Origin of the sequence: Streptococcus parasanguinis (genome assembly GCF_001073155.1) — a bacterium.
Lineage (GTDB): Bacteria > Bacillota > Bacilli > Lactobacillales > Streptococcaceae > Streptococcus > Streptococcus parasanguinis_D.
Window position 1 is genome coordinate 13,610 of sequence record NZ_JVEE01000054.1, and the last position, 25,077, is coordinate 38,686.

Sequence of the window (25,077 nt, forward strand, 5' to 3'; positions counted from 1 at the left end):
CATGTCTAAAGAACTTTCACCTAAATACAATCCAGCTGAGGTTGAGGCTGGTCGTTACCAAAAATGGCTTGACGAAGATGTTTTCAAGCCTTCAGGCGATAAAAAGGCTAAGCCTTACTCTATCGTCATTCCACCACCAAACGTAACTGGGAAACTCCACCTTGGTCACGCTTGGGATACAACTTTGCAAGATATCATTATCCGTCAAAAACGCATGCAAGGCTTTGATACGCTTTGGCTTCCTGGTATGGACCATGCTGGGATTGCCACTCAAGCTAAAGTGGAAGCCCGTTTGGCTGAGGATGGCATCTCTCGTTATGACCTTGGTCGTGAAAAATTCCTTGAGAAAGTCTGGGAATGGAAAGACGAATATGCCACTACTATCAAGCAACAATGGGGCAAGATGGGGCTCTCTGTAGACTATTCTCGTGAGCGTTTCACCCTTGACGAAGGTCTATCAAAAGCTGTTCGTAAGGTCTTTGTAGAGCTTTACAAGAAGGGCTGGATTTACCGTGGTGAATTTATCATCAACTGGGATCCAAAAGCTCGTACAGCCCTTTCTGATATCGAGGTTATTCACAAGGATGTGGAAGGTGCCTTCTACCACATGAACTACATGTTGGAAGACGGTTCACGTGCCCTTGAAGTGGCAACAACACGTCCTGAAACCATGTTTGGGGATACAGCCGTAGCGGTTAACCCAAATGATGACCGTTATAAAGATTTGATTGGTAAAAATGTTATCTTGCCAATCTTGAACAAGCCAATCCCAATTGTTGGGGACGAACACGCAGACCCTGAATTCGGTACTGGTGTGGTGAAAATCACTCCTGCCCACGACCCTAATGACTTCTTGGTTGGTCAACGTCATAATCTTCCGCAAGTCAACGTTATGAACGATGATGGTACCATGAATGAATTGGCTGGTGAATTCAATGGCATGGACCGCTTTGAAGCTCGTAAGGCTGTTATCAAGAAGTTAGAAGAAATCGGTGCGCTTGTTAAGATTGAGAAGATGACCCACTCAGTTGGTCACTCAGAGCGTACTGGAGTTATGGTTGAGCCACGCTTGTCTACACAATGGTTTGTGAAGATGGACCAATTGGCTAAAAATGCTATTGCCAACCAAGATACAGAGGACAAGGTAGAATTCTACCCACCTCGTTTCAATGATACCTTCCTTCAATGGATGGAAAATGTCCACGATTGGGTTATTTCTCGTCAGCTCTGGTGGGGTCACCAAATCCCTGCCTGGTACAATGCTGAGGGTGAAATGTACGTCGGCGAAGAAGCACCAGAAGGCGACGGATGGAAACAAGACGAAGATGTCTTGGATACTTGGTTCAGTTCTGCCCTCTGGCCATTCTCAACTATGGGCTGGCCGGATGTCGACTCAGAAGACTTCAAACGTTACTTCCCAACTTCAACCTTGGTTACAGGTTACGACATCATCTTCTTCTGGGTATCTCGTATGATCTTCCAATCATTGGAATTCACAGGACGCCAACCATTCCAAAACGTTCTGATTCACGGTCTCATTCGTGACGAGCAAGGACGCAAGATGTCTAAGTCACTCGGTAACGGGATTGACCCAATGGATGTTATTGAGAAATACGGTGCTGATGCCCTTCGTTGGTTCCTTTCAAACGGTTCTGCACCAGGTCAAGACGTGCGTTTCTCTTATGAGAAAATGGATGCGTCTTGGAACTTCATTAACAAGATTTGGAACATCTCTCGTTACATCCTCATGAATAATGAAGGATTGACCTTGGATGTGGCGCGTGAAAATGTAGCTAAAGTGTCTGCTAGTCAAGCAGGTAACGTGACAGACCGTTGGATTCTTCACAACCTCAACGAAACTATTGGAAAAGTCACTGAAAACTTTGACAAGTTTGAATTCGGTGTGGCTGGTCACATCCTCTACAACTTCATCTGGGATGAGTTTGCGGACTGGTATGTTGAGTTGACTAAGGAAGTGCTATACAGCGACAATGAGGACGAAAAAGTCATTACTCGTTCGGTTCTTCTTTACACCTTGGATCAAATCTTGCGTCTCCTTCACCCAATCATGCCATTCGTGACTGAGGAAATCTACGGTCAAATCTCTGAAGGAACAATCGTGACTGCGGAATACCCAGTGGTTCGTCCAGAGTTTGAAAACGAAGAAGCAGCAGCCGGCGTTGAAGCTCTTAAAGATGTGATTCGCTCCGTTCGTAACTCACGTGCAGAAGTGAATGTAGCGCCAAGTAAACCAATCACTATCTTGATCAAGACAAGCGACAGCAGGCTCGATGCTTTCTTTAATGATAATGTCAACTACATCAAACGTTTCACAAACCCAGAACACTTGGAAATTGCAGCAGATGTCGAAGTGCCTGACTTGGTTATGTCCAGCATCATCACAGGCGCAGAAATCTACTTGCCACTTGCTGACCTTCTTAATGTTGAAGAAGAATTGGCTCGTCTTGAAAAAGAATTAGCCAAATGGCAAAAAGAACTGGATATGGTCGGTAAGAAGCTCTCTAACGAACGTTTCGTAGCCAATGCCAAACCAGAAGTCGTCCAAAAAGAACGCGACAAACAAGCCGACTACCAAGCCAAATACGACGCGACCGTAGCACGTATTGATGAGATGAAGAAGTTGGTGAAATAAACCTAGAAACACGGCGGTATGCCGTGTTTTTTTGGTATAATGAAATCAATATCTATTGATGGAGAAAGTTATGTCTAAACACCCTCACTATGAATTGTTAAACTTGATTGGCTATGGTCTTGCTAAGTTTGATGATACTTTTATAAAGGAATTTCAATGCTCTAGTAAATCCGAGTTTTATCGTTACATAGTTTCTTTAGGCATTGCAGAAACAACGGGTGTAGTCAAAAATAGAATGGATTTATTCGACCCCTATTTTGATAACAATCGAAAAGGTTGGTGGCAAAAAGCTGAAGTCTACCGTTTTCGAAAAGATTTAATTGACACGATGTTTGGAAATGAGGATGTTCACAGTTTTGCAGAAATAGTCAAAATGCTGCTTGCAAGTGAAGGGAAGAAAACAGGCATAACCATCGTTGAAAAGCCAATCATTCGAACGAAATTCAAACGCCTACAAGAAACTGGAATGGAAGCAGAGAATTATTTCATACACCATTTTGATAAGGAAGAAAAATTTCAAGGTGGCCAATTGACTGATGCCCGTCTTTATGGTGATGGATATGATTTCCAAGTAGATGTTCAAGAACATTCATACCTTGCTGAGGTTAAAGGTATCCGAAAACCTAAAGGACGTATTCGTTTGACCTCCAAAGAATTTGAGAAAGCTAAGGACTATCAATCAGATTTTATTCTATCTCTAGTCACTAATCTCGACGATATTCCAAGATTGGTATTGATTGATAACCCACTTAACCATTTTGAATTTGAAAAAAATGTTATTAAAAATGAAGTCGTTGAATATAGAAGTTTGGAAGATTTATATTAATAAATAGTGCGGTGTTTATTACTATCACGTCGACTGGCAAAAGCTTATTTTAGACTAAATGGCGTATAAAAATCTTTTCATACTCTTAAAAATATAGGGAGATGCATAACTAGAAAATTGGGAATGCTTCTCTTTTTGACCAAAAACACCACCTCCTAGTCTTAGGGGTGGTGTTATGCTTTAGACCATTTTCCAGAAATAATCGATGATATAGGTGAGACCGTAGGTGTAGATGACAAGGGTGATAGGTTTGCAGAGGATGATGATGGTCATGTAGCGTTTGAAGGTCATATTGGTCAGACCTGCCAGCATACAGATGAAGTCAGCGGGACTAACCGGCCAGATCATCATGAAGATAAAGAAGCGATCGAACCGCTTGCCTTCATTGAGCCAGCCAATGTACTTGTCATAGGTCTTCTGGCTGACCATGGATTGGACGAACTTAGGCCCGTACATTCTCGCAAGGTGGAAGATAATGGCACAGCCAATCACGATCCCGATGTAGTTGTAGATGGTCCCAATGATGTGGCCGTAGATGAAAACACCTGCTACAGATGTCAGGGCGCCGGGAATAATAGGGACCACTGTCTGAAGGATCTGAAGAAAGATAAAGAGAGGTGGTCCAAAAATACCTGCTTGCAAAATAAAGGCAGACAGAGTTTCCTTGGATTGAAGGATGCCAGAAAAGTAGGCCCAGATACAAAAGGCCAAGGTCCCAAGAGCTCCAATGATGGAGGACCAATTGATGATTTTTTGAAGGAGAGGAGAGACCTCTTTTAAGCTTGTTTGTTTCATAAAAAATTCCGAGTTCTTTTTCTTCTACTATACCATGTTTTTGGAAGTTTGTAAGGATTTTGTCTATTTTTTGAGTAGTGAAAGCGACCTGATTGGAGTCTGTCGCTGTTTTAGTCGTGAAGCGGGTGCAAAATGGGCCTTTTTATGCTACAATGAAAGGGGTATAAAAAATGGAGAAAAACGTGTCAATCGAAAATTACAAACCAGATTTTGCGGTGGAAGCAGCCTATGATCTCACCGTTGCAGACTTGAAAAAACAGGGTATCAAGGCGGTCCTTGTGGATTTGGATAATACCTTGATTGCTTGGAATAATCCGGATGGGACTCCCGAAATGCGCCAGTGGTTGCACGACCTTCGTGATGGAGGGATTCGAGTTATCGTGGTATCTAATAATAGTCCCAAACGGGTCAAGCGCGCTGTTGAGAAATTTGATATTGACTATGAAGCCTGGTCGCTTAAGCCCTTTACTTTTGGGATTGATCGTGCCCTCAAACGTTTCCACTATGAGAAAAATGAAGTGGTCATGGTTGGGGATCAACTGATGACGGATATTCGGGCTGCCCATCGAGCAGGTATTCGTTCGATTTTGGTCAAACCTTTGGTTGAGCATGACTCGATCAAGACCCAGATCAACCGGGCGCGTGAACGCCGTGTTATGAAGCAAATGGCCGAGAAATATGGTCCGATTGTATACAAAAAAGGAATTTAAGAATGGAAGAATTATTCTGTATTGGCTGTGGAGCCCCCATTCAGACAGAAAACAAAGAGGGGCTAGGCTATACTCCCCAATCAGCTCTTGAAAAGGGCTTGGAAACAGGCGAGGTTTATTGCCAACGCTGTTTCCGTCTGCGTCACTACAATGAAATCACAGATGTGCATCTGACAGATGATGATTTCCTAAAGCTCCTTCACGAAGTAGGGGATAGTAATGCTCTCGTGGTCAATGTAGTCGATATTTTTGACTTTAATGGCTCCGTCATTCCTGGCCTACCACGCTTTGTAGCAGGAAATGATGTCCTCTTGGTCGGAAACAAAAAAGACATTTTGCCCAAGTCTGTCAAGGATAGCAAGGTGACCCATTGGTTGATGGAGCGGGCCCACGAAGAAGGTATGCGTCCTGTCGATGTGGTCCTCACCTCTGCTCAAAACAAGAGTGCTATCAAGGACTTGATGGAAAAGATCGAGCAGTACCGCAAGGGACGTGACGTCTACGTGGTGGGTGTGACCAACGTTGGGAAATCGACCCTCATCAATGCGATTATCCAAGAAATTACTGGAGATAAGGATATCATCACGACCTCTCGCTTCCCAGGGACGACACTGGACAAGATCGAAATCCCACTGGACGATGGATCCTACATCTACGATACACCAGGGATTATTCATCGCCACCAGATGGCTCACTATTTGACAGCTAAAAACCTCAAGTATGTCAGCCCTAAAAAGGAAATCAAGCCCAAGACTTATCAGCTCAATCCAGAGCAAACCCTCTTCTTGGGTGGTCTGGGACGTTTTGACTTTATCAAGGGAGAAAAGCAAGGTTTCACTGCCTTCTTTGACAACGAACTCAAGCTTCACAGAACCAAGCTCGAAGGAGCGACCGCCTTTTATAACAAGCATGTCGGTGGCTTACTAACTCCTCCTAATAGCAAGGAAAAAGAAGAATTCCCGCCTTTGATTTCCCATGAGTTTACCATCAAGGACAAGACAGACCTGGTCATCTCAGGACTCGGCTGGATCCGCGTCAATGGAGAAGCCAAAGTAGCCGTCTGGGCACCAGAAGGCGTCGCCGTCGTCACCCGCAAAGCTATTATTTAAAAATTTGTAATAGAATGAATTGAAGAGCGCACGAAGTGAGCTCATAAAGAGATCGTTATTGCCGTGGTGTAGTTGCCAATCGATCGATTGGCAAGGGCAAAATGGAGACCAAGGCTCCATTTTGAGGTGAGGAAATCCATTTTTCAAAGATGAGATCTTTGAAAAATTAGTTCCGGCCGTCCCCACCACTTAAAATAACGATCAAAAAAGGAAGTAAAAATATGACATTAACATCTAAACAACGGGCTTTCCTCAATAGCCAAGCCCACAGCCTCAAACCCATTATCCAAATCGGGAAAAATGGGCTCAATGACCAAATCAAAACCAGTGTGCGCCAAGCGCTAGATGCGCGCGAACTGATCAAGGTGACCCTTCTTCAAAATACGGATGAGAACATCCATGAAGTAGCAGAAATCTTAGAAGAAGAAATCGGTGTGGAAACGGTCCAAAAGATTGGTCGGATTCTCATCTTGTTCAAACAATCGAGCAAAAAAGAAAATCGTAAAATTTCAGCGAAGGTAAAAGAAATTTAGGACATCGAGGAGAGCAAACCTATGGCAATTGAACTATTGACTCCCTTTACCAAGGTAGAGTTAGAGCCAGAGATCAAAGACAAGAAACGCAAACAAGTTGGTATTTTGGGTGGAAATTTCAATCCGGTCCACAATGCCCATTTGGTCGTTGCGGATCAAGTGCGCCAACAATTAGGGTTAGATAAGGTGCTCTTGATGCCTGAGTATGAGCCACCGCATGTCGATGCCAAGGGGACGATTGCAGAGCACCATCGCCTTAAGATGCTGGAATTAGCTATTGAAGGGATTGAAGGTCTGGAGATCGAGACGATTGAACTCGAGCGGAAAGGGATTTCCTATACCTACGACACCATGCTCTTGCTCAATGAACGGGATCCAGACACAGATTATTACTTCATCATTGGTGCAGATATGGTTGATTATTTACCCAAATGGCACCGCATCGATGAATTGGTGGAGATTGTACAATTTGTCGGGGTACAGCGACCACGCTATAAGGCAGGGACTTCTTATCCGGTGATCTGGGTGGATGTTCCTCTCATGGACATCTCCTCTAGTATGGTGCGTGATTTTGTAGCCAAAGGCCGGACGCCGAATTTTATGTTGCCAAAACCAGTCTTGGACTATATCAAGAAAGAAGGATTGTATCAATGACCTATGAAAACTATCTAGGCTTTTCTCGTGAGGTCTTGCTTGAAAAAATGCGTCAAATTCTGCCAGAAAAGCGGCTAACCCACTGTTTAGGGGTTGAGAAGGCTGCGCGTGACTTGGCCAAACGCTATGGGGCTGATGAAGAGCAGGCTGGTCTAGCAGGTTTGTTACATGACTACGCCAAGAAATTATCAGATCAGGAATTTCTGGACTTGATCGATCGCTATGAGCTGGATCCAGCATTAAAAAACTGGGGCAACAATGTCTGGCATGGGATGGTCGGGATTTACAAGATCCAAGAAGACCTCGGACTGACAGATCCAGCCATTCTTCGCAGTATTGAGATTCACACCGTGGGGAGTGGACAGATGTCGATCTTAGATAAGATTGTCTATGTGGCTGATTACATTGAGCACAACCGGGCCTTTCCGGGGGTAGATCAGGCGCGTGACATTGCCCAAGTCTCCTTGGATCGTGCCGTGGCCTATGAGACGGCTCGCACAGTCGAACACCTGGCTCACCAAGGATTGCCGATTTATCCCCAAACCCTTGAAACCTACAATGCCTTTGTGAAGTATTTGAAAGAGGAGCAATGAGTGAAAACAGCTTTTATCATTATTGATGTACAAAATATCTTAGTGGAAACAGGCTTTGAGACAGAAAATCTCCTAGAGAAGATCGCTTATTTGCAAGATCAGGCTAGAAAACAGCAGGTTGAAATCATCTATATACAGCATATTGAAACGCCAGAGGCTTTAACGTCGGAAGATTGGCAATTATCGCCCCTGTTGAAAAGACAGGAGAATGAAAAGGTATTTCAGAAGCAATACAATAGCATGTTTAAGGAGACAGGATTAAAAGAATACTTGGATCAACAAGGAATTCAACAACTGGTCCTGTGTGGCATGCAGACCGAATATTGTGTCGATACATCCGTCAAAGTGGGGTTTGAATACGGTTATAAGTTGGTTATTCCAGAAGGAGCTGTCACAACCTTTGATGGAGAGGATATTCCGGCAGAAACGCTTAATGAATTTTATGAAAATATTTGGGCAGAACGTTTTGCGGATGTCTTAGATTACAAATCAATTTTTTAAGGAAAGAGGATTACATGAAAGAAAAAGAACTACTTGAACTAGTTGTCAAAGCAGCAGATGAAAAACGCGCGGAAGACATTGTGGCTTTGGATGTTCAAAGCTTGACTAGTGTGACAGACTACTTTGTCATCGCAAGCTCTATGAACAGCCGCCAATTGGAGGCGATCGCTGAAAACATTCGCGAGAAGGTCATCGAAGCTGGTGGCAATGCCAGCCACGTCGAAGGTGATTCAGCTGGAGGTTGGGTCCTTCTTGACTTAGGTGGTGTGGTGGTCCATGTCTTTTCAGAAGAAATGCGTGCCCACTATAACCTAGAAAAGCTATGGCACGAAGCAAGTGCTGTCGATCTTTCAGCAGCCCTAGCATAAGCAGGTGAACTCAGTTGGTAGCAACTGAGTTTTGTTGGTTAAATTGAAATTCTATGGAAAGAAAGGATGGGGCCCCGTGTTTAGTTAATTTGATAACTGAACACGAGCTAAAAGCTGTGAGAAAAAGATAAACTTCCTTTGTATCTGAGGATACGGCAGAAAGTTTCCTATTTTCTCTATGCTTTTAACGCTCTTTGTATCTTGATTTATGGCGACTTATGAAACGTTTGCGGCGGTCTACGATGCGGTCATGGATGATAGTCTGTATGATTTGTGGACGGATTTTTCTCTCCGGCATCTCCCTAAAAGCAAGGACCGGAAAAAATTGCTAGAATTGGCTTGTGGGACAGGGATTCAGTCTGTCCGCTTTTCTCAAGCTGGGTTTGATGTGACAGGGTTAGACCTGAGTGCTGACATGCTGAAAATTGCTGAAAAAAGAGCTGCTTCAGCCAAGCAAAAGATTGATTTTATCGAGGGCAATATGCTGGACCTGTCGCAAGCAGGAACTTATGACTTTGTAACCTGCTACTCGGATTCTATCTGCTACATGCAGGACGAGGTAGAAGTAGGGGATGTCTTTAAAGAAGTGTATAATGCCCTCAATGAGGACGGAGTTTTTATCTTTGATGTCCATTCGACCTATCAGACGGATGAGGTTTTCCCAGGCTATTCCTACCACGAGAATGCCGAAGACTTTGCCATGCTCTGGGATACCTATGAGGATGCAGCCCCTCACTCGATCGTCCATGAGCTGACCTTCTTTGTCCAAGAAGAGGATGGCAGCTTTAGTCGCCACGATGAAGTTCATGAGGAACGCACCTATGAAGTTTTAACATATGACATCTTATTGGAGCAGGCTGGCTTTAAATCTTTCAAATTGTATGCAGACTTTGAGGACAAAGAGCCAACAAAGACCAGCAAACGTTGGTTTTTTGTAGCACAGAAGTAGGGCAGCATGACAGTTACAGGAATTATTGCAGAATTTAATCCTTTTCACAATGGACACAAGTACCTGCTGGAACAGGCAGAAGGGGTGAAGATTGTGGTCATGTCTGGGAATTTTGTTCAACGTGGCGGGCCTGCCATTGTAGACAAGTGGACACGGGCTCAGATGGCTTTGGAAAATGGAGCGGATCTGGTGGTCGAGCTCCCCTTTCTCGTGGCTGTTCAATCGGCGGATCATTTTGCTAAGGGAGCGGTAGAAATCTTATCCCGTCTAGGAATCGACCAATTGACCTTTGGGACAGAAGAAGTCTTAGATTACCAAGCGATTGCGACAGTCTACTCGGAGAATGAGGCGGAAATGGAAGCTTTCTTGCGAAGCCTTCCTGACGATTTATCCTATCCACAAAAGACCCAAAAAATGTGGGAAACCTTTGCTGGAGTGGAGTTCACAGGAGATACTCCCAATCATATCCTGGGTTTGGCCTATGCCAAGGCTTGTGCTGGGAAGGGAATTGCGCTCAAGTCCGTCCAGCGCCAGGGAGCAGGCTACCATTCAGAGGAAAAAGAAGTGGCCTATGCTTCTGCGACTAGTCTACGCCTACACAAGGAAGATCAGGACTTTGTCGCTAAATTCATGCCCAATAGTCAACTCTTTCAGTCGGCTCCACAGGTGTCTTGGGAGAATTATGACCAACTGCTCCGTTATCAAATCCTAACCCATCCAGATCTGACACAGATTTTTCAAGTCAATGAAGAAGTGGCCAATCGGATAAAGGATGCGGTTCGAGGTGCTAGCTCTGTGGAAGAGTTGGTGGAGAAAGTCGCAACCAAGCGCTATACCAAAGCTCGTGTCCGCCGCATCTTGACCTACATCTTGGTAGGGGCGATGGATCAAGCTCTTCCCGACGCCATTCATGTCTTAGGATTTTCCGCAAAGGGACAAGCTCATCTCAAAGGCTTGAAAAAATCAGTAGGAATCGTGACTCGAATCGGTAAGGAACCTTGGGATAGTTTGACCCAGCAAGCGGATCAGGTGTATCAGCTAGGCCATCCCCAATTGCGAGATCAGATCTGGGGTCGGGTGCCAGTGAGAGTGGAAGAATAAACAGTCTGACGTAAATTTTCTCTGTCCACATTCACGTAAGGCAAGAAGTTTATGATGTAAGGAAATAGTGTTTATCTACTGTCTAAAAATTCCTTTAGACAGTAGATTTTTTTACCAAATTTAGAAACTTTTTACGAATAATTAAGTGAAGAGGGAAAAACTTGTACAAGTTCCTGACGAGTTTTTCTTTTTCATGTATAATAATAGAAAAGAGGTAGAATGAGGTATGGTCATGGAAGCAGTCGTTTATTCAACATTCCGCAATCATTTGAAGGATTATATGAAGAAGGTGAATGATGAGTTTGAGCCTTTGACGGTCGTGAATAAGAATCCAGACGAAGATATTGTGGTCATCTCTAAGAGCGAGTGGGACAGCCTACAAGAAACCCTGAGACTAGCTCAGAACAAGGAATTGTCAGATAAGGTCTTGCGGGGCATGGCAGAAGTCCGAGCTGGTCAGGTTCAACTCCATGAGATTGAGGGGTAACGGATGTTACTCAAGTTTACAGAAGATGCCTGGAAGGATTATTGTTACTGGCAAAGTCAGGACAAAAAAACACTGAAGCGAATCAATACCCTTATCAAAGAGATCCAAAGGGACCCATTTGCAGGGATTGGTAAGCCTGAGCCCTTGAAATATGACTTTCAAGGAGCATGGTCAAGACGGATTGATGCAGAGAATCGCCTGATTTATATGCTAGATGAGTCAGGTGTCGCTCTTCTCTCTTTTAAAGATCATTATTAAGTCTTTAAAAGAGGATCTTTTTGATAGTTAGGATAGCTATTTAAAATTCCCAACTCGAAGAAAATTCCTATAAAATCCCCTTTCTAAAAATAGAAAAATCTAGTCTAACTTCGATGATTTGTGATATAATGTTAAAGATTGAAAATAATTTGAAAAAATTTAAGGAGAATCCTCATGGGACGTAAATGGGCCAATATTGTTGCCAAGAAAACTGCCAAAGATGGTGCCAACTCAAAAGTGTATGCCAAATTTGGTGTGGAGATCTATGTAGCTGCTAAAAAGGGTGAACCAGATCCAGAACTAAATACTGCTTTGAGATTCGTTATTGACCGTGCTAAACAAGCGCAAGTGCCAAAACACGTTATTGATAAAGCGATCGATAAGGCAAAAGGAAATACAGACGAAACCTTTACAGAAGGACGTTACGAAGGGTTTGGGCCAAATGGTTCGATGTTGATCGTTGATACCTTGACGTCAAACGTCAACCGTACAGCTGCCAATGTCCGTGCTGCCTTTGGTAAAAACGGTGGTAACATGGGAGCTTCAGGTTCTGTATCTTATCTCTTTGACAACAAAGGTGTTATCGTCTTTGCTGGTGATGATGCCGATGCCATCTTTGAGCTTTTGCTTGAAGCAGATGTGGATGTAGATGATGTCGAAGCAGAAGAAGGAACGATCACAGTCTACACTGCTCCAACTGATCTTCACAAAGCAATCGTTGCTTTGCGTGAATCAGGTGTCGAAGAATTCCAAGTAACAGAATTGGAAATGATTCCTCAATCAGAAGTTGAGTTGTCAGGTGAAGATTTGGAAACATTTGAAAAACTTTACAGCGTTCTTGAAGACGACGAGGACGTACAAAAAATCTACACAAACGTAGATGGATTCTAATCACTCGTAAGGACTGTAGTGAATCCCATAAATTAAGAAAAAGGATAGCTTCTCAGATCAAGCTATCCTTTTTCTCTGTCTGATGAGGATCTATCTTTTGTAAGTGATGTCCTGTATAAGCGTAAATACGGGTCAGGGGTGATTGGGAGAGTGTGGAAACCTTAAAATAGAAATAGTGGTCTCGATGATCTCGACTTTTGGTGTGGTGAAGACGAAAGTAGTTTCGCTGGCCTGCTGCCATAGAGTGGAGGATATCGTCTTCTAAAAATACAAGTGGCGTAGAAGTAGCCGCCCACTTGTAAAAGTCTGTCTCAAATTGGTGGTAATTCTCTGAAAAATAATCAAATTGTAATTCGTGTTTAGTCTGAATCGGTTTCATAGGGTGTTTCCTCAGATTCAATAAAAATGATAGAGGTCAGAAGGAGCCGGTGGTAGTGGCCATCGCTTTTGAGAAGAAGCTCAGAAGCAGATAAGGTGTGAATCGAACCTGCATAGGTTGCAAATTGATTCCCCTCTAGAGTCGTGATCGAGATCGTCGTTTGTTGTTGGAAGGCCTGCTCCAGGAGCTGGATCTGCTCAGAAAGAGGAAGAACGTTGAGTTGACTGCGGTCAATTTCTTTTGTATGCAGGGCAGTTGTGTGCTCAGATAAAAAGAAGCCAGCCCATTTGGCCATGCCACGGTCTTGAAATTCGCGGGCGGATTGATAAGGGAGATAAGAACGGTCGATCATGTTAATCCATCTAAGCCTCCTGCGGAATGTCCGCCAGTTAGTTTACTGCGTGCAATGGCGCGTGAGTTTTCTAGTAGTGAGGAGCCTTTCTGAAGAGAGGTAAAGCCAAATTGATCCCGAATGCGGTCAATGGTCTGCTGGAGTTTTTCCTCTTTTTCTAGGGCTATCGGATCATCAAAGAGAGAAAAAAGTTGGAGAGATTCCTCGACAAGTTCGCCATAAAAAACACCAATCTGCCGAATGGCTCCGCCTTCGTACTTGGAGCGAAAGAGTCGCAGAACAGTATCGGATAAAACCTTGGTGGATTGCGTGGGTTCAATCTTTTGCTGGCAATGAATGGACGGAAGCCCCTCGATTTTGGAGTAGGAGGCATGAATGGAGACTAGCTGGGTCTTCTTTTTTTTCCGTCGCAAGCGGATAGCCACCTGTTCAGCCATCTCACGAAACACCAGTTCAATGTCTGTTTGTAGGTGGTAGTCATAGGGCAATATTTGAGAATTGCCAATGCCTCGTGACTTCGGACGATAAGGTTTGTGTACATTGCTTTCATCAATGCCATGAGCATGGAACCAAAGTTGAAGCCCCATGACTCCGAATTCTTTCTTTAAGAGATCAGGATGAGCCTGAGCCAGTTCTTTAATCGACGTGATCCCGATCCCTTGCAATCGTTTTTCAGTGCGACGTCCAATGCCCCAAAAATCAGTGAGCTGGGGCAGTTTCCAGACCTTGCTTTCTACATCTTCATAAGACCAATTGGAGCGCATATTTCGACAATGCTTGGCTTCATTGTCCAGGGCTAGCTTGGCAAGAAGGGGATTGGCATTGCTGAGGCCGATGGTAGAGTAGATTCCAGTTTCCTGCCAGATTCTTTTTTGGATCCTGGCAGAAAGGAGGTCCAGTTTTTCCTTTCGCGAGAGGGAGGAATCTGGAATAAAATAATTTAAGGAAGAAGTCAGATCGATAAAGCCTTCGTCAATCGAGTAAGGGAAAATATCATCGGGTGCCGCAAATTCCTGAAAAACCTTCTGAATCTCCATATTGACCTGAATGTAGGCATTCATGCGTGGCGGCACAATCAGGGTCCTCTTGGCCCAGGATTCAATGGATGCAATAAAGCCTGGATCCGTCGGCAATCCTTGTTTTTTTGCGACGTAGCTATTGAATTTTCTGGTCTTGAGATCAAAAGGCAGGTCGTAGCTCCGGCTCACATTATTCTTGCCAAAGACTTGTTTGAAAACGGGAGAGCTGGCCAAAATCAGACCAGCAGAATTGTCGCTCCGGCTCATGACGCAAAGAGAAGTGGTCAAGGGATTGAGCCCTAGACGGACACATTCACAACTGGCATAAAAACTTTTCATATCCACAAAAGCAATATCAGAATGAGGCTCACGTGAATAATCAAATAGCATATTTATACCTCAAGCGGAAGAAAATGCCCGACCACAATGCCGACGATTTTTGGCTCGTCTTCATAGGGAGCAAATAAATCGTCGTAATCAGGGTTGATGGATTCTAAGCGCAAACCTTCCGCTTCTCGATAGACTTTCTTGATGTAAGTTTTTCCATTCCAGATGAGGGCGTAGACAGCCCCATCGTAGTCAAAACCAGTCTGTTTCATGAGGGCAACAGAGCCATTGGGATAGAGAGGTTCCATCGAATCTCCGGATACCCAAGAGGCAAAGTCGTGTTGGATCTCTTGGTCAAAATAAACGGTCTCGTAGTCGGTCTCGTTGTCATAAAAGGTATGTCCCAAACCAGCTGCCAACTCAATCGAAAGAACCTTATAAGCTGTTAAGGAAACAACTTTTTGTTGCTGTTCCAATAACTGGCTGGCCAACTGGTCGACTTTCTTTTGATGAGGTGGGGTTAATAAAGGGTAGGTGTAGAGTGCGGAGTCTTTGTTAATAAAGTAGTCCTCTTTAACGGAGAGGCGCTTGGCCAACCTCCTGAGATTTTTTTCGTGTGGCTCCGCCAAGCCATTCTCCCAACTGGAGTAGGTCTTGCGAGAAATCTTGAGATCCTCGTAGACATCTGCTTGGGTCAAGCCTTTTTCCAGGCGTCTTTCTTTTAGTTTTTTTGCATCAAACATGTCAGCTCTCCTATGTAACGTTTTAAAAGTTACATATAGTTTATCAAAAATGAATCCTTTTTGCAAGAGAAAAATTCAGTTGAAAACGAATGAAAAGACTTGATTTTGATTGAAAAAGGAGTATAATCAATTCTAAAATGTCTATAAATGAGGAACTATATGAAAAAAAGTTTTATCCACCAACAAAAAGAAATTTCGTTTGTTAAAACGACGTTTACGCAGTATTTAAAAGATAAATTGGATATCATTGAAGTCCAAGGGCCAATTTTGAGTAAGGTCGGAGACGGGATGCAGGATAACCTTTCTGGGATTGAACATCCGGTATCTGTAAAGGTCCTTCAAATTCCTGATGAGACTTATGAAGTCGTGCATTCACTCGCAAAATGGAAACGCCATACCTTGGCACGTTTTGGTTTTGGCGAAGGAGAAGGTCTCTTTGTCCATATGAAGGCTCTTCGTCCAGATGAAGATTCGCTAGACGCTATCCACTCTGTTTATGTAGACCAATGGGACTGGGAAAAGGTCATCCCCAATGGTCAACGCAACATCGCCTACCTTAAAGAAACGGTTGAAAAAATCTACAAGGCCATTCGTTTGACAGAACTAGCAGTAGAAGCGCGCTATGACATTGAGTCAGTTCTTCCAAAACAAATTACCTTCGTTCACACAGAAGAGTTGGTGGAACGCTATCCAGATTTAACTCCAAAAGAGCGTGAAAATGCCATTGCCAAAGAATTCGGAGCCGTTTTCTTGATCGGTATTGGTGGAGAGCTTGCAGATGGCAAACCACACGATGGACGTGCGCCTGACTACGATGACTGGACAACAGAGTCTGAAAATGGCTACAAGGGCTTGAATGGTGATATCCTCGTCTGGAATGACGTTCTAGGTTCAGCCTTTGAGTTGTCTTCAATGGGGATCCGTGTCGATGAAGATACGCTTCGCCGTCAAGTTGCGATTACAGGGGACGAGGATCGTCTTCAATTAGAGTGGCACAAGGCCTTGTTAAACGGTCTCTTCCCACTCACGATTGGTGGAGGGATCGGACAATCTCGTTTGGCTATGTTCTTACTTCGTAAGAAACATATTGGTGAAGTCCAAACCAGTGTCTGGCCTCAATCTGTCCGCGATGAATATGAAAATATTCTATAAGGAAGAAAGAGAGTGGGACAGAAATCGGTAATTCGTTAGAATTCGATTTCGTCGCCCTACCTCCGCACAGTTGAGTAGGGCTGTAAAAGCTGATGAAATCAGCGTAGTAGAGCCCACTCAACCACTGCGTCTTGCTCGACAATCCAAAAATAATTGAGAGGCTAGGACTTTTGTCCCAGCCTCTTTTAATTGTCGCTTGACCATATCAAATCGCAATTTTCTGATTTTTTTTGGTATAATGGTCCCTATGAAAATAGTATCTGGAACCTATGGGGGACGTCCCCTCAAAACACTTGAAGGAAAAACAACCAGGCCGACTTCTGATAAGGTCAGAGGGGCCATGTTCAATATGATTGGTCCTTACTTTGATGGTGGAAGAGTGCTGGATCTCTATGCAGGAAGCGGTGGGCTCTCTATCGAAGCCGTTTCTCGAGGCATGTCAGAGGCCGTTCTAGTGGAAAGAGATCGTAGAGCGCAGGAGATTGTAGCAGCCAATATTGCCATGACCAAGGAAAAGGAACGGTTTCAACTGCTAAAAATGGAGGCCAAGCAGGCCTTGGGTCTCCTAACGGGTACCTTTGATTTGGTGTTCTTAGACCCTCCTTATGCCAAGGAAGAGATTGTTCGCGATATCGAAACCTTGTGCGAGCGCCATCTCTTGTCAGAGGACATCATGATTGTGTGCGAAACTGATAAACATGTAGAACTTCCTGAGGAAATCGGACAAGTGGGAATCTGGAAAGAAAAAATCTATGGAATTAGTAAGGTAACAGTATATGTCAGATAGAAGTGGATTGTTTACAGGATCGTTTGATCCGATTACCATTGGGCATGTGCAATTGATCGAGCGAGCTAGTCGCTTGTTTGACCGTGTCTATGTCGGAATTTTTTATAATCCGGAAAAAGTCGGACTCTTTTCCATTGAGCAGCGCGTGCGCATGGTGAAAGGGGCCTTGGCTCATTTAGAAAATGTTGAAATTGTGACGTCAACTCAAGAGTTAGCTGTGACAGTGGCGCGCAATCTTGGGGCTATCACCTTGATCCGGGGCTTGCGCAATGCACAGGATCTGGTATACGAAGCCAATATGGATTATTTTAATCACCAGTTGGCGCCTGAATTGGAGACGGTTTATCTTTATGCCCAGCCTCCTTACCAGGCCATTAGTTCAACACGTATTCGAGAGTTGCTGGCTTTTCAGCAAGATATCTCACCTTATGTACCAAAGAGTGTAATGGAGGAAATCAAAGATGACACAAGCGAATAAAACAAGCTTGCCTACAAAAAAGAAAAAAGGACGATTGAAAGAATACCGATGGCCGATTGCAGGCGTTCTTTTCTTGCTCCTCTTGCTAGCTGCCTTTGTGATTCGCCTTCCCTATTATATTGAGATGCCAGGAACGGCAGAAGACATTCGATCGGTCATGACAGTGGATGGAAAAATGGATACCAAATCAGGATCCTATGACTTTGTAACCGTAGCAGTGAAAGAAGCGACCCCGGCTGATTTGATCTATGCTTGGGCGACACCTTTTACAGATATCTACTCTGCCAAGGATATGACAGGTGGTAGTTCGAGCCAAGAATTTACGCGGATTAACCAATTCTATATGGAAACCTCGCAAAATATGGCCATCTACCAAGGGCTAAAGACAGCTGGAAAAGAAACCCAGATGGACTTTCTAGGTGTTTATGTCATGCAAGTAGCAGATGACTCGACCTTTAAGGGAATCTTGAACATTGCGGATACCGTCACCGGTGTGAATGGCAAGACCTTTAAGAGTTCCAAAGAATTGATTGATTATGTTGGTTCTCAAAAAATTGGCGATCCCGTTTCAGTGACCTATATTGAGGATGGACAAACCAAGACCGCAGACGGAAAGATCATCAAATTATCCAACGGGAAAAACGGAATCGGGATTAGCCTGATCGACCGGACTGAAGCCAAAGGCGATGTTCCTGTCCAGTTTGCGACTCAAGGGATTGGTGGACCAAGTGCCGGTATGATGTTTAGCCTAGCCATCTACACCCAAGTGGCTGATCCAGATCTTCGTCAGGGACGCCATATTGCAGGGACAGGAACCATTAACCAAGATGGAACGGTTGGCGATATCGGTGGGATTGACAAGAAAGTCGTCGCAGCCGATAAAGAAGGAGCAGAAATTTTCTTTGCCCCTAATAACCCTGTTTCCAAAGAAGAAAAGAAGGCCAATCCCAAGGCCAAATCAAACTATGAAACAGCTAAAGAAGCAGCGAAACAAATTCATTCGAAGATGAAAATTGTCCCCGTCAAAACCCTTCAAGACGCTATTGATTATTTGAAAAAGAAGTAGAAGTATCTTGCTAGATCAGTCTCGTACTTGAAAGTACGAGGAGTTGACAGATAGAAGATTCATCTTCTAATCAAATTCAAGTTTTTGCTTATCAATCTCTCTATTTTTAGAGGGATTTTTTCTTTATACTGGTATCAGAAAGAAAGGGAGGTAGTGAAATGATTCAAACCAGTTTGTTTTCCATTTCAGTATTCTTAGCGGGAGTTCTATCCTTTTTCTCCCCATGTATTTTGCCACTGATGCCAGTCTATGTAGGGATTCTATTGGATTCTGAACGTGTGAAAACTGTTCGGATTTTTGGAAGAGATATTTCTTGGTACGGCTTGGTGAAGACTCTTTGTTTTATCGCAGGTCTATCAACTGTTTTCCTGATTCTAGGATACGGTGCAGGGGCCCTTGGCCAGGTGCTTTATGCTCCATGGTTTCGCTATCTGCTAGGAGGGATTGTGATCCTATTAGGGATTCACCAAATGGAAGTGATCAATCTGAGACAACTCCAAAAGCAAAAGACTATCCAACTCAAAAAGAATCGGGAGCGCAATGAATTCTTCAATGCTTTTCTGATAGGGGTCACCTTCAGTTTTGGTTGGACCCCTTGTGTCGGACCAGTTTTGAGTTCGGTTCTAGCCATTGCCGCTTCTGGAGGAGATGGTGCTTTACAAGGTGCTCTCCTGATGCTGGTCTATACATTAGGTTTGGCTCTGCCTTTCTTGCTTTTGGCCTTGGCTTCTAGCTGGGTTCTACAACATTTTGCTAAACTCAAGCCCCATATGGGAACCTTGAAAAAAATTGGTGGTGCCCTCATCATCTTGATGGGCATCTTGCTGATGCTAGGAAATCTTAATAGCCTCGCATCCCTGTTTCACTAATCTTGAATGATTAAAGGAGAAAAATCATGAAAAAAATTCTTGCACTTTCTATTGCTACACTTAGCATCGTCACTTTAGCAGCTTGTTCTGGACAGAAATCAGATTCAGATATGAAAAAAACGGACGATAGTAGTATGATGAAGAAGGACGATATGAAGAAGGACGATATGAAGAAGGATGACATGAAGGATTCATCCATGTCCGATGATAAAATGAAAAAAGAAGACATGAAAGATTCATCTATGATGTCTGACAGCAGTTCGGAAATGAAGGACGATATGAAAAAAGATGAGATGAAATCTAGCGATTCAGAAATGAAAAATGAAAAGAGTGAATCATCTGATATGAAATCAGACAAGGAATGAAAGAAGGGAGAGGTCATCTGAGGATGACTTTCTCCTTGTTTAAAGAGGTAATAATGATGAAGAAATTAGCTTTAGTAGCTGCAGGATTTTTGTGTACTGGACTTTTGGGGGCTTGTTCGAGTCAAGGAATGGCTACTTCCAATAAGGACATGAGCCAACAAACAGCCAAAGCTGGGGCTAGGCAACCATCTGGCAAGAAAGTGAAGGAGTTTAGCTTGCAAGGAGTGGATGGCAAGACCTACCGCTTATCTGATTACAAAGGGAAGAAAGTTTACCTCAAATTTTGGGCTTCCTGGTGCTCTATTTGCCTGTCGACATTAGAGGATACCAATGAGTTGGCAAAAGAAGAGGCAGGTAAGGATTACGTGGTTTTATCTGTTGTAGCTCCAACCTTTAATGGCGAAAAATCAGCAGCAGATTTCAAAAACTGGTACCAGTCTTTGGATTACAAGGATTTCCCAGTCTTGCTAGATAGTAAAGGGGAACTGCTCAAAGAATATGGGATTCGTTCTTATCCATCGGCACTTTTTATCAATAGTGATGGGACTTTATCGAAGAGTCATATTGGCTATATGAATAAAGAGGATATCCTCAAGACCTTAGAGAACATGCAGTAAGGAGATAGACAATGGAAACAAAATGGAAAGTTTTTGCTATCCTTCTCATTGGCTTGCTATCGATTGGTTTCTTTTTCTTTAGTAAGGGAGCAAACGGAATGGATCAATCAGAAACAAGCACTGAGATGATTAAAAAAGCATCGATGAGTCAGACTCCAGTAGCTAAAAAGGAAACAAAGGAAACGGTTGATCCAAAGGATCAGCGTGAAATTTATTTGGCTGGTGGTTGCTTCTGGGGCGTAGAGGAATATTTCTCCCGTGTTCCAGGTGTGATTGATGCCGTATCAGGCTACGCCAATGGGAAGGGAGAAACGACCAAGTATGAATTAGTTCCTCAAACAGGCCATGCCGAAACAGTTCACATCACCTACAATGTCAAGCAGGTATCTCTGAAAGAATTGCTCCTGCATTATTTCCGGATTATCGACCCAACGTCGAAGAATCGACAAGGAAATGATCAAGGAACACAATACCGAACAGGTGTCTATTATGTCTCCCAAGAAGACCTTCCAATCATTAACCAAGTCTTTGAAGAGGTAGCAAAAAAATACGACAAATCGTTAGCGGTGGAAAAAGAGCCACTGACCAATTTCATCAAGGCTGAGGACTACCACCAGGATTATCTAAAGAAAAATCCGAATGGGTACTGCCATATCGATGTCAATCAGGCTTCTTATCCTGTTATTGATGCTAGCCGCTACTCTAAGCCAAGCGATGAGGAAATCAAAAAGAAGTTATCTCCTGAAGAGTATGCGGTGACACAAAAAAATGATACCGAACGGGCCTTCTCCAATCGTTACTGGGATCAGTTTGATGCCGGTATTTATGTAGATGTCGTGACCGATGAGCCGCTCTTTTCCTCTAAGGATAAATTTGATTCTGGTTGTGGTTGGCCAAGTTTCAGTCGGCCTATTAGTCCTGATGTGGCCATCTATAAGGAGGATAAGAGTTTCAATATGACTCGGACAGAAGTTCGGAGCCGTGTAGGAAATTCTCATCTGGGCCATGTTTTTACCGATGGTCCCAAGGAAAAAGGCGGCCTTCGCTATTGCATCAATAGTTTGTCTATTACCTTCATTCCCAAAGCAGAAATGAAAGAAAAGGGCTACGGTTATTTATTGGACTACGTCTGAGACATTTGGAACCATAATTTGCTATAATAAGTATAGCAAAGACAAGTAGGTGAAAGACATGTATGCGATCATGATTGTGGAAGATGAAGAGCTTATCCGGCAGGGACTGACTTCCTTAGTGGATTATGAACAGTTTGGAATGACCGTCATCAACCAGGCAGAAAATGGCCGTGAGGCCTGGGAGAAGTTTCAAGAGCAACCAGCCGATATCCTTCTAACTGATATCAATATGCCACAAATGAATGGCTTGGATCTAGCCCATCTCGTCAAAGAGCAATCTCCGTCTTGTCATATCATTTTTTTGACAGGTTATGATGACTTTGAGTTTGCGAGAAAAGCCATTAAGTTAGGTGCAGATGATTATTTGCTGAAGCCTTTTTCAAAAGATGATATTGAAGAGATGTTAGCAAAGGTGAAAGGAAAACTTGATCAAGAGCGTAAGAAAGCGCAAGTCGAAGATTTGGTCAGTCATGGTTATTCGACAGACTTGGAAGAAGCCATTCATGCTCGTTTAGCAGATTCCCAGTTAACCCTGAAGGATTTGGCCTATCAACTTGGTTTCAATCCCTCTTATCTAAGTGTATTGATCAAGAAAAAATTGGGACTCCCCTTCCAAGACTACCTCATTCAAGAGCGAATGAAGAAGGCTCAACTCTTGCTTCTCACGACAGATCTAAAGATTTATGAGATCGCAGATCAGGTTGGTTTTGAAGATATGAACTATTTTTCTCAACGCTTTAAGCAGGTTGTTGGGGTGACACCAAGGCAGTACAAAAAAGGAGAGCATGAATGAAACGATACCCCTTGCTGATCCAGCTGGTCCTCTACTTTTTTCTCTTCATTCTCCTACTTTTTGGTCTCATCGGTAGCCTTTACTATCAAACGAGTTCAGGGACGATCCGCCAGCAAACAGAGCGGACGACAAGAAATAGTATCGATCAAAGCAGTCAGTTCATCACCTCCTATCTAAAAAAATTAAAGCAGACCACCACGGTTCTTAGCAAAGAGCAGGCTGTTCGCCAATTTGCCCAAGACAAGAGTGCGAATCAAGAAACGGTTCAACACCTGATGCGAACGATGATTGAAACGGATCCGGACTTGGTCTCAGCAGTCTTAGTGACCAAGGATGGGCGTCTGGTAGCGACAGATTCCAAAATCAGCATGCAGACTTCCTCAGATATGATGAATGAAAGCTGGTATCAAGAGGCGATTAAAGAAAGAGCCATGCCAGTTTTGACGCCAGCTCGAAAGGAATCCTTGACTTCGGAAAAAGAAAAATGGGTGGTTTCTATTACCCAAGAAGTGGTCGATCAGACTGGCCAAAATCTCGGAGTAGTGCGCTTGGATATTGGCTACGATAGCCTTCAGGCTTACTTGGATCACCTTCAACTAGGGAAACAAGGCTTTAGTTTTATCATTAATCAAAAGCATGAGTTTGTCTACCATCCCAAAAAAGCGGTTTATTCTTCCAGTCAAGAAATGCATGCCATGCAGCCCTATATTGCTGTGAAAGATGGTTATGGCAAAGGAGGGGAGAATTTTATCTATCAGGTTCCGATTCCAGATAGCGATTGGACCTTGATTGGAGTGGCTTCACTTGAAGGACTTCAGATGCTACAGTCGCAGCTCCTGTACTCTTTCATTGGTCTAGGATTACTAGCTTTGATCATGTGTTTGATAGGGATCGGCTTTGTTCTGCGTTTGTGGATCAAACCCTTACGAGACCTTCAGACTATCATTTTGAGGATTGGAGCAGGAGATGCTCACGTGAGAGCTGCAACCAAAGGATCTCCAGAATTGGTGGACCTCGCTCAAGCTTTTAATGCCATGTTGGACCAAATCGATCACCTTATGCAACAGGTCAAGGAAGAGGAGCAGAACGCACGGCGTTACGAGCTACGGGCACTTTCGGCTCAGATAAATCCGCATTTCCTCTACAATACCTTGGATACGATTGTCTGGATGGCGGAGTTTAATGATAGTCGGCGCGTGGTCAACATCACCAAGTCTTTGGCCCAATATTTTCGACTGGCTCTCAACCAAGGCCAGGAACAAATCTTACTGAGAGATGAAATTAACCATGTCCGCCAATATCTTTTCATTCAGAAGCAACGTTATGGTGAAAAGCTCAACTATGAAATTCTAGAAGATGAACGGTTGGGCGACTATCAGCTCCCCAAATTAGTACTTCAACCCTTAGTGGAAAATGCGATTTACCATGGCATTAAAGAGATCGATCGGCCAGGTCTCATTCGAGTGACAACTGAAGTCAGTGGAGACTCCGCCTGCGTATCGATTTTTGACAATGGACGAGGGTTTGATCGATCAGAATCAACAGACCAACCCCTTCTTCGTTTAGGAGGTGTTGGCTTGAACAATGTGGACCAACGATTGCATCTTCAATTTGGCGAAGCCTATCATATGGAGATTGATTCTAAGGCCAATAGCTATACGAAAATCACTCTTTATTTGCCCCTTTCATCCGGCAATGAATATTCATAGAGAGTGGGACAGAAATCGGTAATTCGTTAGAATTCGATTTCGTCGTCCCGCCTCCGCACAGTTGAGTAGGGCTGTAAAAGCTGATGAAATCAGCGTAGTAGAGCCCACTCAACCACTGCGTCTTACTCGACAATCCAAAAACAATTGAGAGGCTAGGACTTCTGTCCCTCTCTCTTTTTGCTCTCAAAGGAATTTCGACTCTTTTCTAGTCAAATCTGACGCAAGTCATCAAATTTATGATAAAATAAAGTGTTACAGTAAATAGATTTTGATGAAGGAACACTATGCGAAAAGAGATTGACCCTGAATTATATAATTACAATAAATTTCCTGGACCTGTCTTTCATCAGGTAGGAGACCAAATCCATTCAGAAAACCTCTCCTTTGAGCTGTTGAAAAATGAGAAGGAAGCATTTGATGCGACCGTTTTTGGTCAGCGATTTTCTGAGATTTTAACTAAGTTTGATTACATTGTTGGTGATTGGAGCAATGAGCAGTTGCGCTTGCGTGGCTTTTATAAGGAAGAGCGCGATGTTGCAACGATGGATAAACTAAGTCGCTTAGACGATTATTTGTTAGAATATTGTAGCTATGGTTGTGCTTATTTTGTCCTTGAAAATAAGGAACCTCATCGTGCTTCCTTTGATAAGAAATCACCGGTCAAAAAAGCTCAATCAGAAGAAAGAGAGCCTAAGAAGCGTTCGCGCAATCGCAAACAAAAAGATCGTTTCCAAAAACGAGAACGCGACAAGGGACAACCAGCCAAAAACTCGAAAAAAACAAGACCGTCTGCTGAGACTAAAAAGACAACGAAGACAGACAACAAACGTCATTTTGTGATTCGACAAAAAGAGGAGTAA

The 25,077-nt window shown here is 43.5% G+C and carries 30 protein-coding genes; 25 read left to right on the top strand and 5 right to left on the bottom strand.

The window, feature by feature from the left end; genetic code table 11:
- The first annotated feature begins 1 nt into the window (after window position 1).
- Complete coding sequence (locus tag ADH92_RS10080) at window positions 2-2,653, top strand: valine--tRNA ligase (RefSeq protein ID WP_049498325.1); 2,652 nt, start codon at window positions 2-4, stop codon at window positions 2,651-2,653.
- 70 nt (window positions 2,654-2,723) lie between these two features.
- Entirely contained in the window at window positions 2,724-3,479 is a 756-nt protein-coding gene (locus tag ADH92_RS10085; protein WP_049498327.1) for a protein NO VEIN domain-containing protein, read from the top strand.
- Window positions 3,480-3,659: 180 nt separating this feature from the next.
- Here the strand turns inward: ADH92_RS10085 and ADH92_RS10090 are convergent, their stop codons facing one another.
- A complete protein-coding gene (locus ADH92_RS10090) occupies window positions 3,660-4,274 on the bottom strand; it encodes a TVP38/TMEM64 family protein (RefSeq protein ID WP_049498328.1) in 615 nt (204 codons plus the stop codon).
- Window positions 4,275-4,456: 182 nt separating this feature from the next.
- Here ADH92_RS10090 and ADH92_RS10095 point away from each other — a divergent pair, with 182 nt between their 5' ends.
- The 12 genes from ADH92_RS10095 (at window position 4,457) to ADH92_RS10150 (ending at window position 12,428) form a co-directional block, all read left to right on the top strand.
- Complete coding sequence (locus ADH92_RS10095; RefSeq protein WP_045759146.1) at window positions 4,457-4,984, top strand: YqeG family HAD IIIA-type phosphatase; 528 nt, start codon at window positions 4,457-4,459, stop codon at window positions 4,982-4,984.
- A 2-nt stretch (window positions 4,985-4,986) separates the two neighbouring features.
- On the top strand, window positions 4,987-6,093 hold the full coding sequence (gene yqeH, locus ADH92_RS10100; protein ID WP_049498330.1) for a ribosome biogenesis GTPase YqeH: 1,107 nt from the start codon (window positions 4,987-4,989) through the stop codon (window positions 6,091-6,093).
- Between the two features lie 221 nt (window positions 6,094-6,314).
- A complete protein-coding gene (gene yhbY, locus ADH92_RS10105) occupies window positions 6,315-6,626 on the top strand; it encodes a ribosome assembly RNA-binding protein YhbY (protein ID WP_003005853.1) in 312 nt (103 codons plus the stop codon).
- Window positions 6,627-6,647: 21 nt separating this feature from the next.
- Window positions 6,648-7,280 (top strand): nicotinate-nucleotide adenylyltransferase, encoded by a 633-nt coding sequence (locus ADH92_RS10110; protein WP_003012335.1) that lies wholly within the window; start codon window positions 6,648-6,650, stop codon window positions 7,278-7,280.
- Window positions 7,277-7,873, top strand: a complete 597-nt coding sequence (gene yqeK, locus ADH92_RS10115) for a bis(5'-nucleosyl)-tetraphosphatase (symmetrical) YqeK (protein ID WP_003012035.1) — start codon at window positions 7,277-7,279, stop codon at window positions 7,871-7,873. Before ADH92_RS10110 ends, yqeK begins: the two co-directional genes overlap by 4 nt.
- On the top strand, window positions 7,874-8,374 hold the full coding sequence (locus tag ADH92_RS10120) for a cysteine hydrolase family protein (protein WP_049498331.1): 501 nt from the start codon (window positions 7,874-7,876) through the stop codon (window positions 8,372-8,374).
- Between the two features lie 14 nt (window positions 8,375-8,388).
- The gene (rsfS, locus tag ADH92_RS10125) at window positions 8,389-8,742 is read left to right on the top strand and encodes a ribosome silencing factor (protein ID WP_049472980.1); all 354 of its coding nucleotides are present in this window, start codon (window positions 8,389-8,391) and stop codon (window positions 8,740-8,742) included.
- A 208-nt stretch (window positions 8,743-8,950) separates the two neighbouring features.
- A complete protein-coding gene (locus tag ADH92_RS10130; RefSeq protein WP_049488931.1) occupies window positions 8,951-9,691 on the top strand; it encodes a class I SAM-dependent DNA methyltransferase in 741 nt (246 codons plus the stop codon).
- A 6-nt stretch (window positions 9,692-9,697) separates the two neighbouring features.
- Window positions 9,698-10,792: a nucleotidyltransferase gene (locus tag ADH92_RS10135; protein ID WP_049498333.1), complete on the top strand. Its 1,095-nt coding sequence runs from the start codon at window positions 9,698-9,700 to the stop codon at window positions 10,790-10,792.
- 232 nt (window positions 10,793-11,024) lie between these two features.
- Entirely contained in the window at window positions 11,025-11,279 is a 255-nt protein-coding gene (locus ADH92_RS10140) for a type II toxin-antitoxin system Phd/YefM family antitoxin (RefSeq protein ID WP_003014291.1), read from the top strand.
- A gap of 3 nt (window positions 11,280-11,282) precedes the next feature.
- Window positions 11,283-11,537 (top strand): Txe/YoeB family addiction module toxin, encoded by a 255-nt coding sequence (locus ADH92_RS10145; protein ID WP_049498334.1) that lies wholly within the window; start codon window positions 11,283-11,285, stop codon window positions 11,535-11,537.
- A 174-nt stretch (window positions 11,538-11,711) separates the two neighbouring features.
- Complete coding sequence (locus tag ADH92_RS10150) at window positions 11,712-12,428, top strand: YebC/PmpR family DNA-binding transcriptional regulator (RefSeq protein WP_003005873.1); 717 nt, start codon at window positions 11,712-11,714, stop codon at window positions 12,426-12,428.
- Window positions 12,429-12,480: 52 nt separating this feature from the next.
- On the opposite strand, the gene ADH92_RS10155 is transcribed toward ADH92_RS10150, so the two are convergent.
- Genes ADH92_RS10155 through ADH92_RS10170 form a run of 4 tightly spaced genes read right to left on the bottom strand, consistent with a single transcriptional unit; the run spans window position 12,481 to window position 15,248 of the window.
- A complete protein-coding gene (locus ADH92_RS10155) occupies window positions 12,481-12,807 on the bottom strand; it encodes a DUF5960 family protein (RefSeq protein ID WP_009732369.1) in 327 nt (108 codons plus the stop codon).
- Entirely contained in the window at window positions 12,788-13,159 is a 372-nt protein-coding gene (locus ADH92_RS10160; RefSeq protein ID WP_049498336.1) for a hypothetical protein, read from the bottom strand. Before ADH92_RS10160 ends, ADH92_RS10155 begins: the two co-directional genes overlap by 20 nt.
- On the bottom strand, window positions 13,156-14,568 hold the full coding sequence (locus ADH92_RS10165) for a Y-family DNA polymerase (RefSeq protein WP_049498337.1): 1,413 nt from the start codon (window positions 14,566-14,568) through the stop codon (window positions 13,156-13,158). Before ADH92_RS10165 ends, ADH92_RS10160 begins: the two co-directional genes overlap by 4 nt.
- A gap of 2 nt (window positions 14,569-14,570) precedes the next feature.
- A complete protein-coding gene (locus ADH92_RS10170) occupies window positions 14,571-15,248 on the bottom strand; it encodes a helix-turn-helix domain-containing protein (protein WP_004219840.1) in 678 nt (225 codons plus the stop codon).
- Between the two features lie 159 nt (window positions 15,249-15,407).
- Between ADH92_RS10170 and asnA the strand changes: the two genes are divergently transcribed.
- The 11 genes from asnA (at window position 15,408) to ADH92_RS10225 (ending at window position 25,077) form a co-directional block, all read left to right on the top strand.
- Window positions 15,408-16,400: an aspartate--ammonia ligase gene (gene asnA / locus ADH92_RS10175; protein ID WP_003005888.1), complete on the top strand. Its 993-nt coding sequence runs from the start codon at window positions 15,408-15,410 to the stop codon at window positions 16,398-16,400.
- A gap of 247 nt (window positions 16,401-16,647) precedes the next feature.
- Window positions 16,648-17,187 (top strand): 16S rRNA (guanine(966)-N(2))-methyltransferase RsmD, encoded by a 540-nt coding sequence (rsmD, locus tag ADH92_RS10180; protein ID WP_021152746.1) that lies wholly within the window; start codon window positions 16,648-16,650, stop codon window positions 17,185-17,187.
- Window positions 17,177-17,665, top strand: coding sequence for a pantetheine-phosphate adenylyltransferase (coaD, locus tag ADH92_RS10185; protein WP_049498339.1), 489 nt, complete (start codon window positions 17,177-17,179; stop codon window positions 17,663-17,665). Before rsmD ends, coaD begins: the two co-directional genes overlap by 11 nt.
- Window positions 17,649-18,731 carry a SepM family pheromone-processing serine protease gene (locus ADH92_RS10190; protein WP_049498341.1) on the top strand — a complete coding sequence of 361 codons (1,083 nt, stop codon included), beginning with the start codon at window positions 17,649-17,651 and terminating at the stop codon, window positions 18,729-18,731. The genes coaD and ADH92_RS10190 overlap by 17 nt, the downstream gene beginning before the upstream one ends.
- A gap of 158 nt (window positions 18,732-18,889) precedes the next feature.
- Entirely contained in the window at window positions 18,890-19,600 is a 711-nt protein-coding gene (gene ccdA2 / locus ADH92_RS10195) for a thiol-disulfide oxidoreductase-associated membrane protein CcdA2 (protein WP_004219721.1), read from the top strand.
- 26 nt (window positions 19,601-19,626) lie between these two features.
- A complete protein-coding gene (locus ADH92_RS10200) occupies window positions 19,627-19,965 on the top strand; it encodes a hypothetical protein (RefSeq protein WP_023917420.1) in 339 nt (112 codons plus the stop codon).
- 56 nt (window positions 19,966-20,021) lie between these two features.
- A complete protein-coding gene (locus tag ADH92_RS10205; RefSeq protein ID WP_049498376.1) occupies window positions 20,022-20,582 on the top strand; it encodes a redoxin family protein in 561 nt (186 codons plus the stop codon).
- Between the two features lie 11 nt (window positions 20,583-20,593).
- The gene (gene msrB / locus ADH92_RS10210; protein WP_049498343.1) at window positions 20,594-21,715 is read left to right on the top strand and encodes a peptide-methionine (R)-S-oxide reductase MsrB; all 1,122 of its coding nucleotides are present in this window, start codon (window positions 20,594-20,596) and stop codon (window positions 21,713-21,715) included.
- Window positions 21,716-21,773: 58 nt separating this feature from the next.
- Entirely contained in the window at window positions 21,774-22,508 is a 735-nt protein-coding gene (locus ADH92_RS10215; RefSeq protein WP_049498344.1) for a response regulator transcription factor, read from the top strand.
- Window positions 22,505-24,217 carry a cache domain-containing sensor histidine kinase gene (locus tag ADH92_RS10220; RefSeq protein ID WP_049498346.1) on the top strand — a complete coding sequence of 571 codons (1,713 nt, stop codon included), beginning with the start codon at window positions 22,505-22,507 and terminating at the stop codon, window positions 24,215-24,217. The genes ADH92_RS10215 and ADH92_RS10220 overlap by 4 nt, the downstream gene beginning before the upstream one ends.
- A gap of 284 nt (window positions 24,218-24,501) precedes the next feature.
- The gene (locus ADH92_RS10225) at window positions 24,502-25,077 is read left to right on the top strand and encodes a YutD family protein (RefSeq protein ID WP_003011853.1); all 576 of its coding nucleotides are present in this window, start codon (window positions 24,502-24,504) and stop codon (window positions 25,075-25,077) included.

Coding starts and splice junctions, on each gene's coding strand:
- ADH92_RS10080 (WP_049498325.1), top strand. CDS start 2: ATGTCTAAAGAACTTTCACCTAAATACAATCCAGCTGAGGTTGAGGCT.
- ADH92_RS10085 (WP_049498327.1), top strand. CDS start 2,724: ATGTCTAAACACCCTCACTATGAATTGTTAAACTTGATTGGCTATGGT.
- ADH92_RS10090 (WP_049498328.1), bottom strand. CDS start 4,274: ATGAAACAAACAAGCTTAAAAGAGGTCTCTCCTCTCCTTCAAAAAATC.
- yqeH (WP_049498330.1), top strand. CDS start 4,987: ATGGAAGAATTATTCTGTATTGGCTGTGGAGCCCCCATTCAGACAGAA.
- yhbY (WP_003005853.1), top strand. CDS start 6,315: ATGACATTAACATCTAAACAACGGGCTTTCCTCAATAGCCAAGCCCAC.
- ADH92_RS10110 (WP_003012335.1), top strand. CDS start 6,648: ATGGCAATTGAACTATTGACTCCCTTTACCAAGGTAGAGTTAGAGCCA.
- yqeK (WP_003012035.1), top strand. CDS start 7,277: ATGACCTATGAAAACTATCTAGGCTTTTCTCGTGAGGTCTTGCTTGAA.
- rsfS (WP_049472980.1), top strand. CDS start 8,389: ATGAAAGAAAAAGAACTACTTGAACTAGTTGTCAAAGCAGCAGATGAA.
- ADH92_RS10130 (WP_049488931.1), top strand. CDS start 8,951: ATGGCGACTTATGAAACGTTTGCGGCGGTCTACGATGCGGTCATGGAT.
- ADH92_RS10135 (WP_049498333.1), top strand. CDS start 9,698: ATGACAGTTACAGGAATTATTGCAGAATTTAATCCTTTTCACAATGGA.
- ADH92_RS10140 (WP_003014291.1), top strand. CDS start 11,025: ATGGAAGCAGTCGTTTATTCAACATTCCGCAATCATTTGAAGGATTAT.
- ADH92_RS10145 (WP_049498334.1), top strand. CDS start 11,283: ATGTTACTCAAGTTTACAGAAGATGCCTGGAAGGATTATTGTTACTGG.
- ADH92_RS10150 (WP_003005873.1), top strand. CDS start 11,712: ATGGGACGTAAATGGGCCAATATTGTTGCCAAGAAAACTGCCAAAGAT.
- ADH92_RS10155 (WP_009732369.1), bottom strand. CDS start 12,807: ATGAAACCGATTCAGACTAAACACGAATTACAATTTGATTATTTTTCA.
- ADH92_RS10160 (WP_049498336.1), bottom strand. CDS start 13,159: ATGATCGACCGTTCTTATCTCCCTTATCAATCCGCCCGCGAATTTCAA.
- ADH92_RS10165 (WP_049498337.1), bottom strand. CDS start 14,568: ATGCTATTTGATTATTCACGTGAGCCTCATTCTGATATTGCTTTTGTG.
- ADH92_RS10170 (WP_004219840.1), bottom strand. CDS start 15,248: ATGTTTGATGCAAAAAAACTAAAAGAAAGACGCCTGGAAAAAGGCTTG.
- asnA (WP_003005888.1), top strand. CDS start 15,408: ATGAAAAAAAGTTTTATCCACCAACAAAAAGAAATTTCGTTTGTTAAA.
- rsmD (WP_021152746.1), top strand. CDS start 16,648: ATGAAAATAGTATCTGGAACCTATGGGGGACGTCCCCTCAAAACACTT.
- coaD (WP_049498339.1), top strand. CDS start 17,177: ATGTCAGATAGAAGTGGATTGTTTACAGGATCGTTTGATCCGATTACC.
- ADH92_RS10190 (WP_049498341.1), top strand. CDS start 17,649: ATGACACAAGCGAATAAAACAAGCTTGCCTACAAAAAAGAAAAAAGGA.
- ccdA2 (WP_004219721.1), top strand. CDS start 18,890: ATGATTCAAACCAGTTTGTTTTCCATTTCAGTATTCTTAGCGGGAGTT.
- ADH92_RS10200 (WP_023917420.1), top strand. CDS start 19,627: ATGAAAAAAATTCTTGCACTTTCTATTGCTACACTTAGCATCGTCACT.
- ADH92_RS10205 (WP_049498376.1), top strand. CDS start 20,022: ATGAAGAAATTAGCTTTAGTAGCTGCAGGATTTTTGTGTACTGGACTT.
- msrB (WP_049498343.1), top strand. CDS start 20,594: ATGGAAACAAAATGGAAAGTTTTTGCTATCCTTCTCATTGGCTTGCTA.
- ADH92_RS10215 (WP_049498344.1), top strand. CDS start 21,774: ATGTATGCGATCATGATTGTGGAAGATGAAGAGCTTATCCGGCAGGGA.
- ADH92_RS10220 (WP_049498346.1), top strand. CDS start 22,505: ATGAAACGATACCCCTTGCTGATCCAGCTGGTCCTCTACTTTTTTCTC.
- ADH92_RS10225 (WP_003011853.1), top strand. CDS start 24,502: ATGCGAAAAGAGATTGACCCTGAATTATATAATTACAATAAATTTCCT.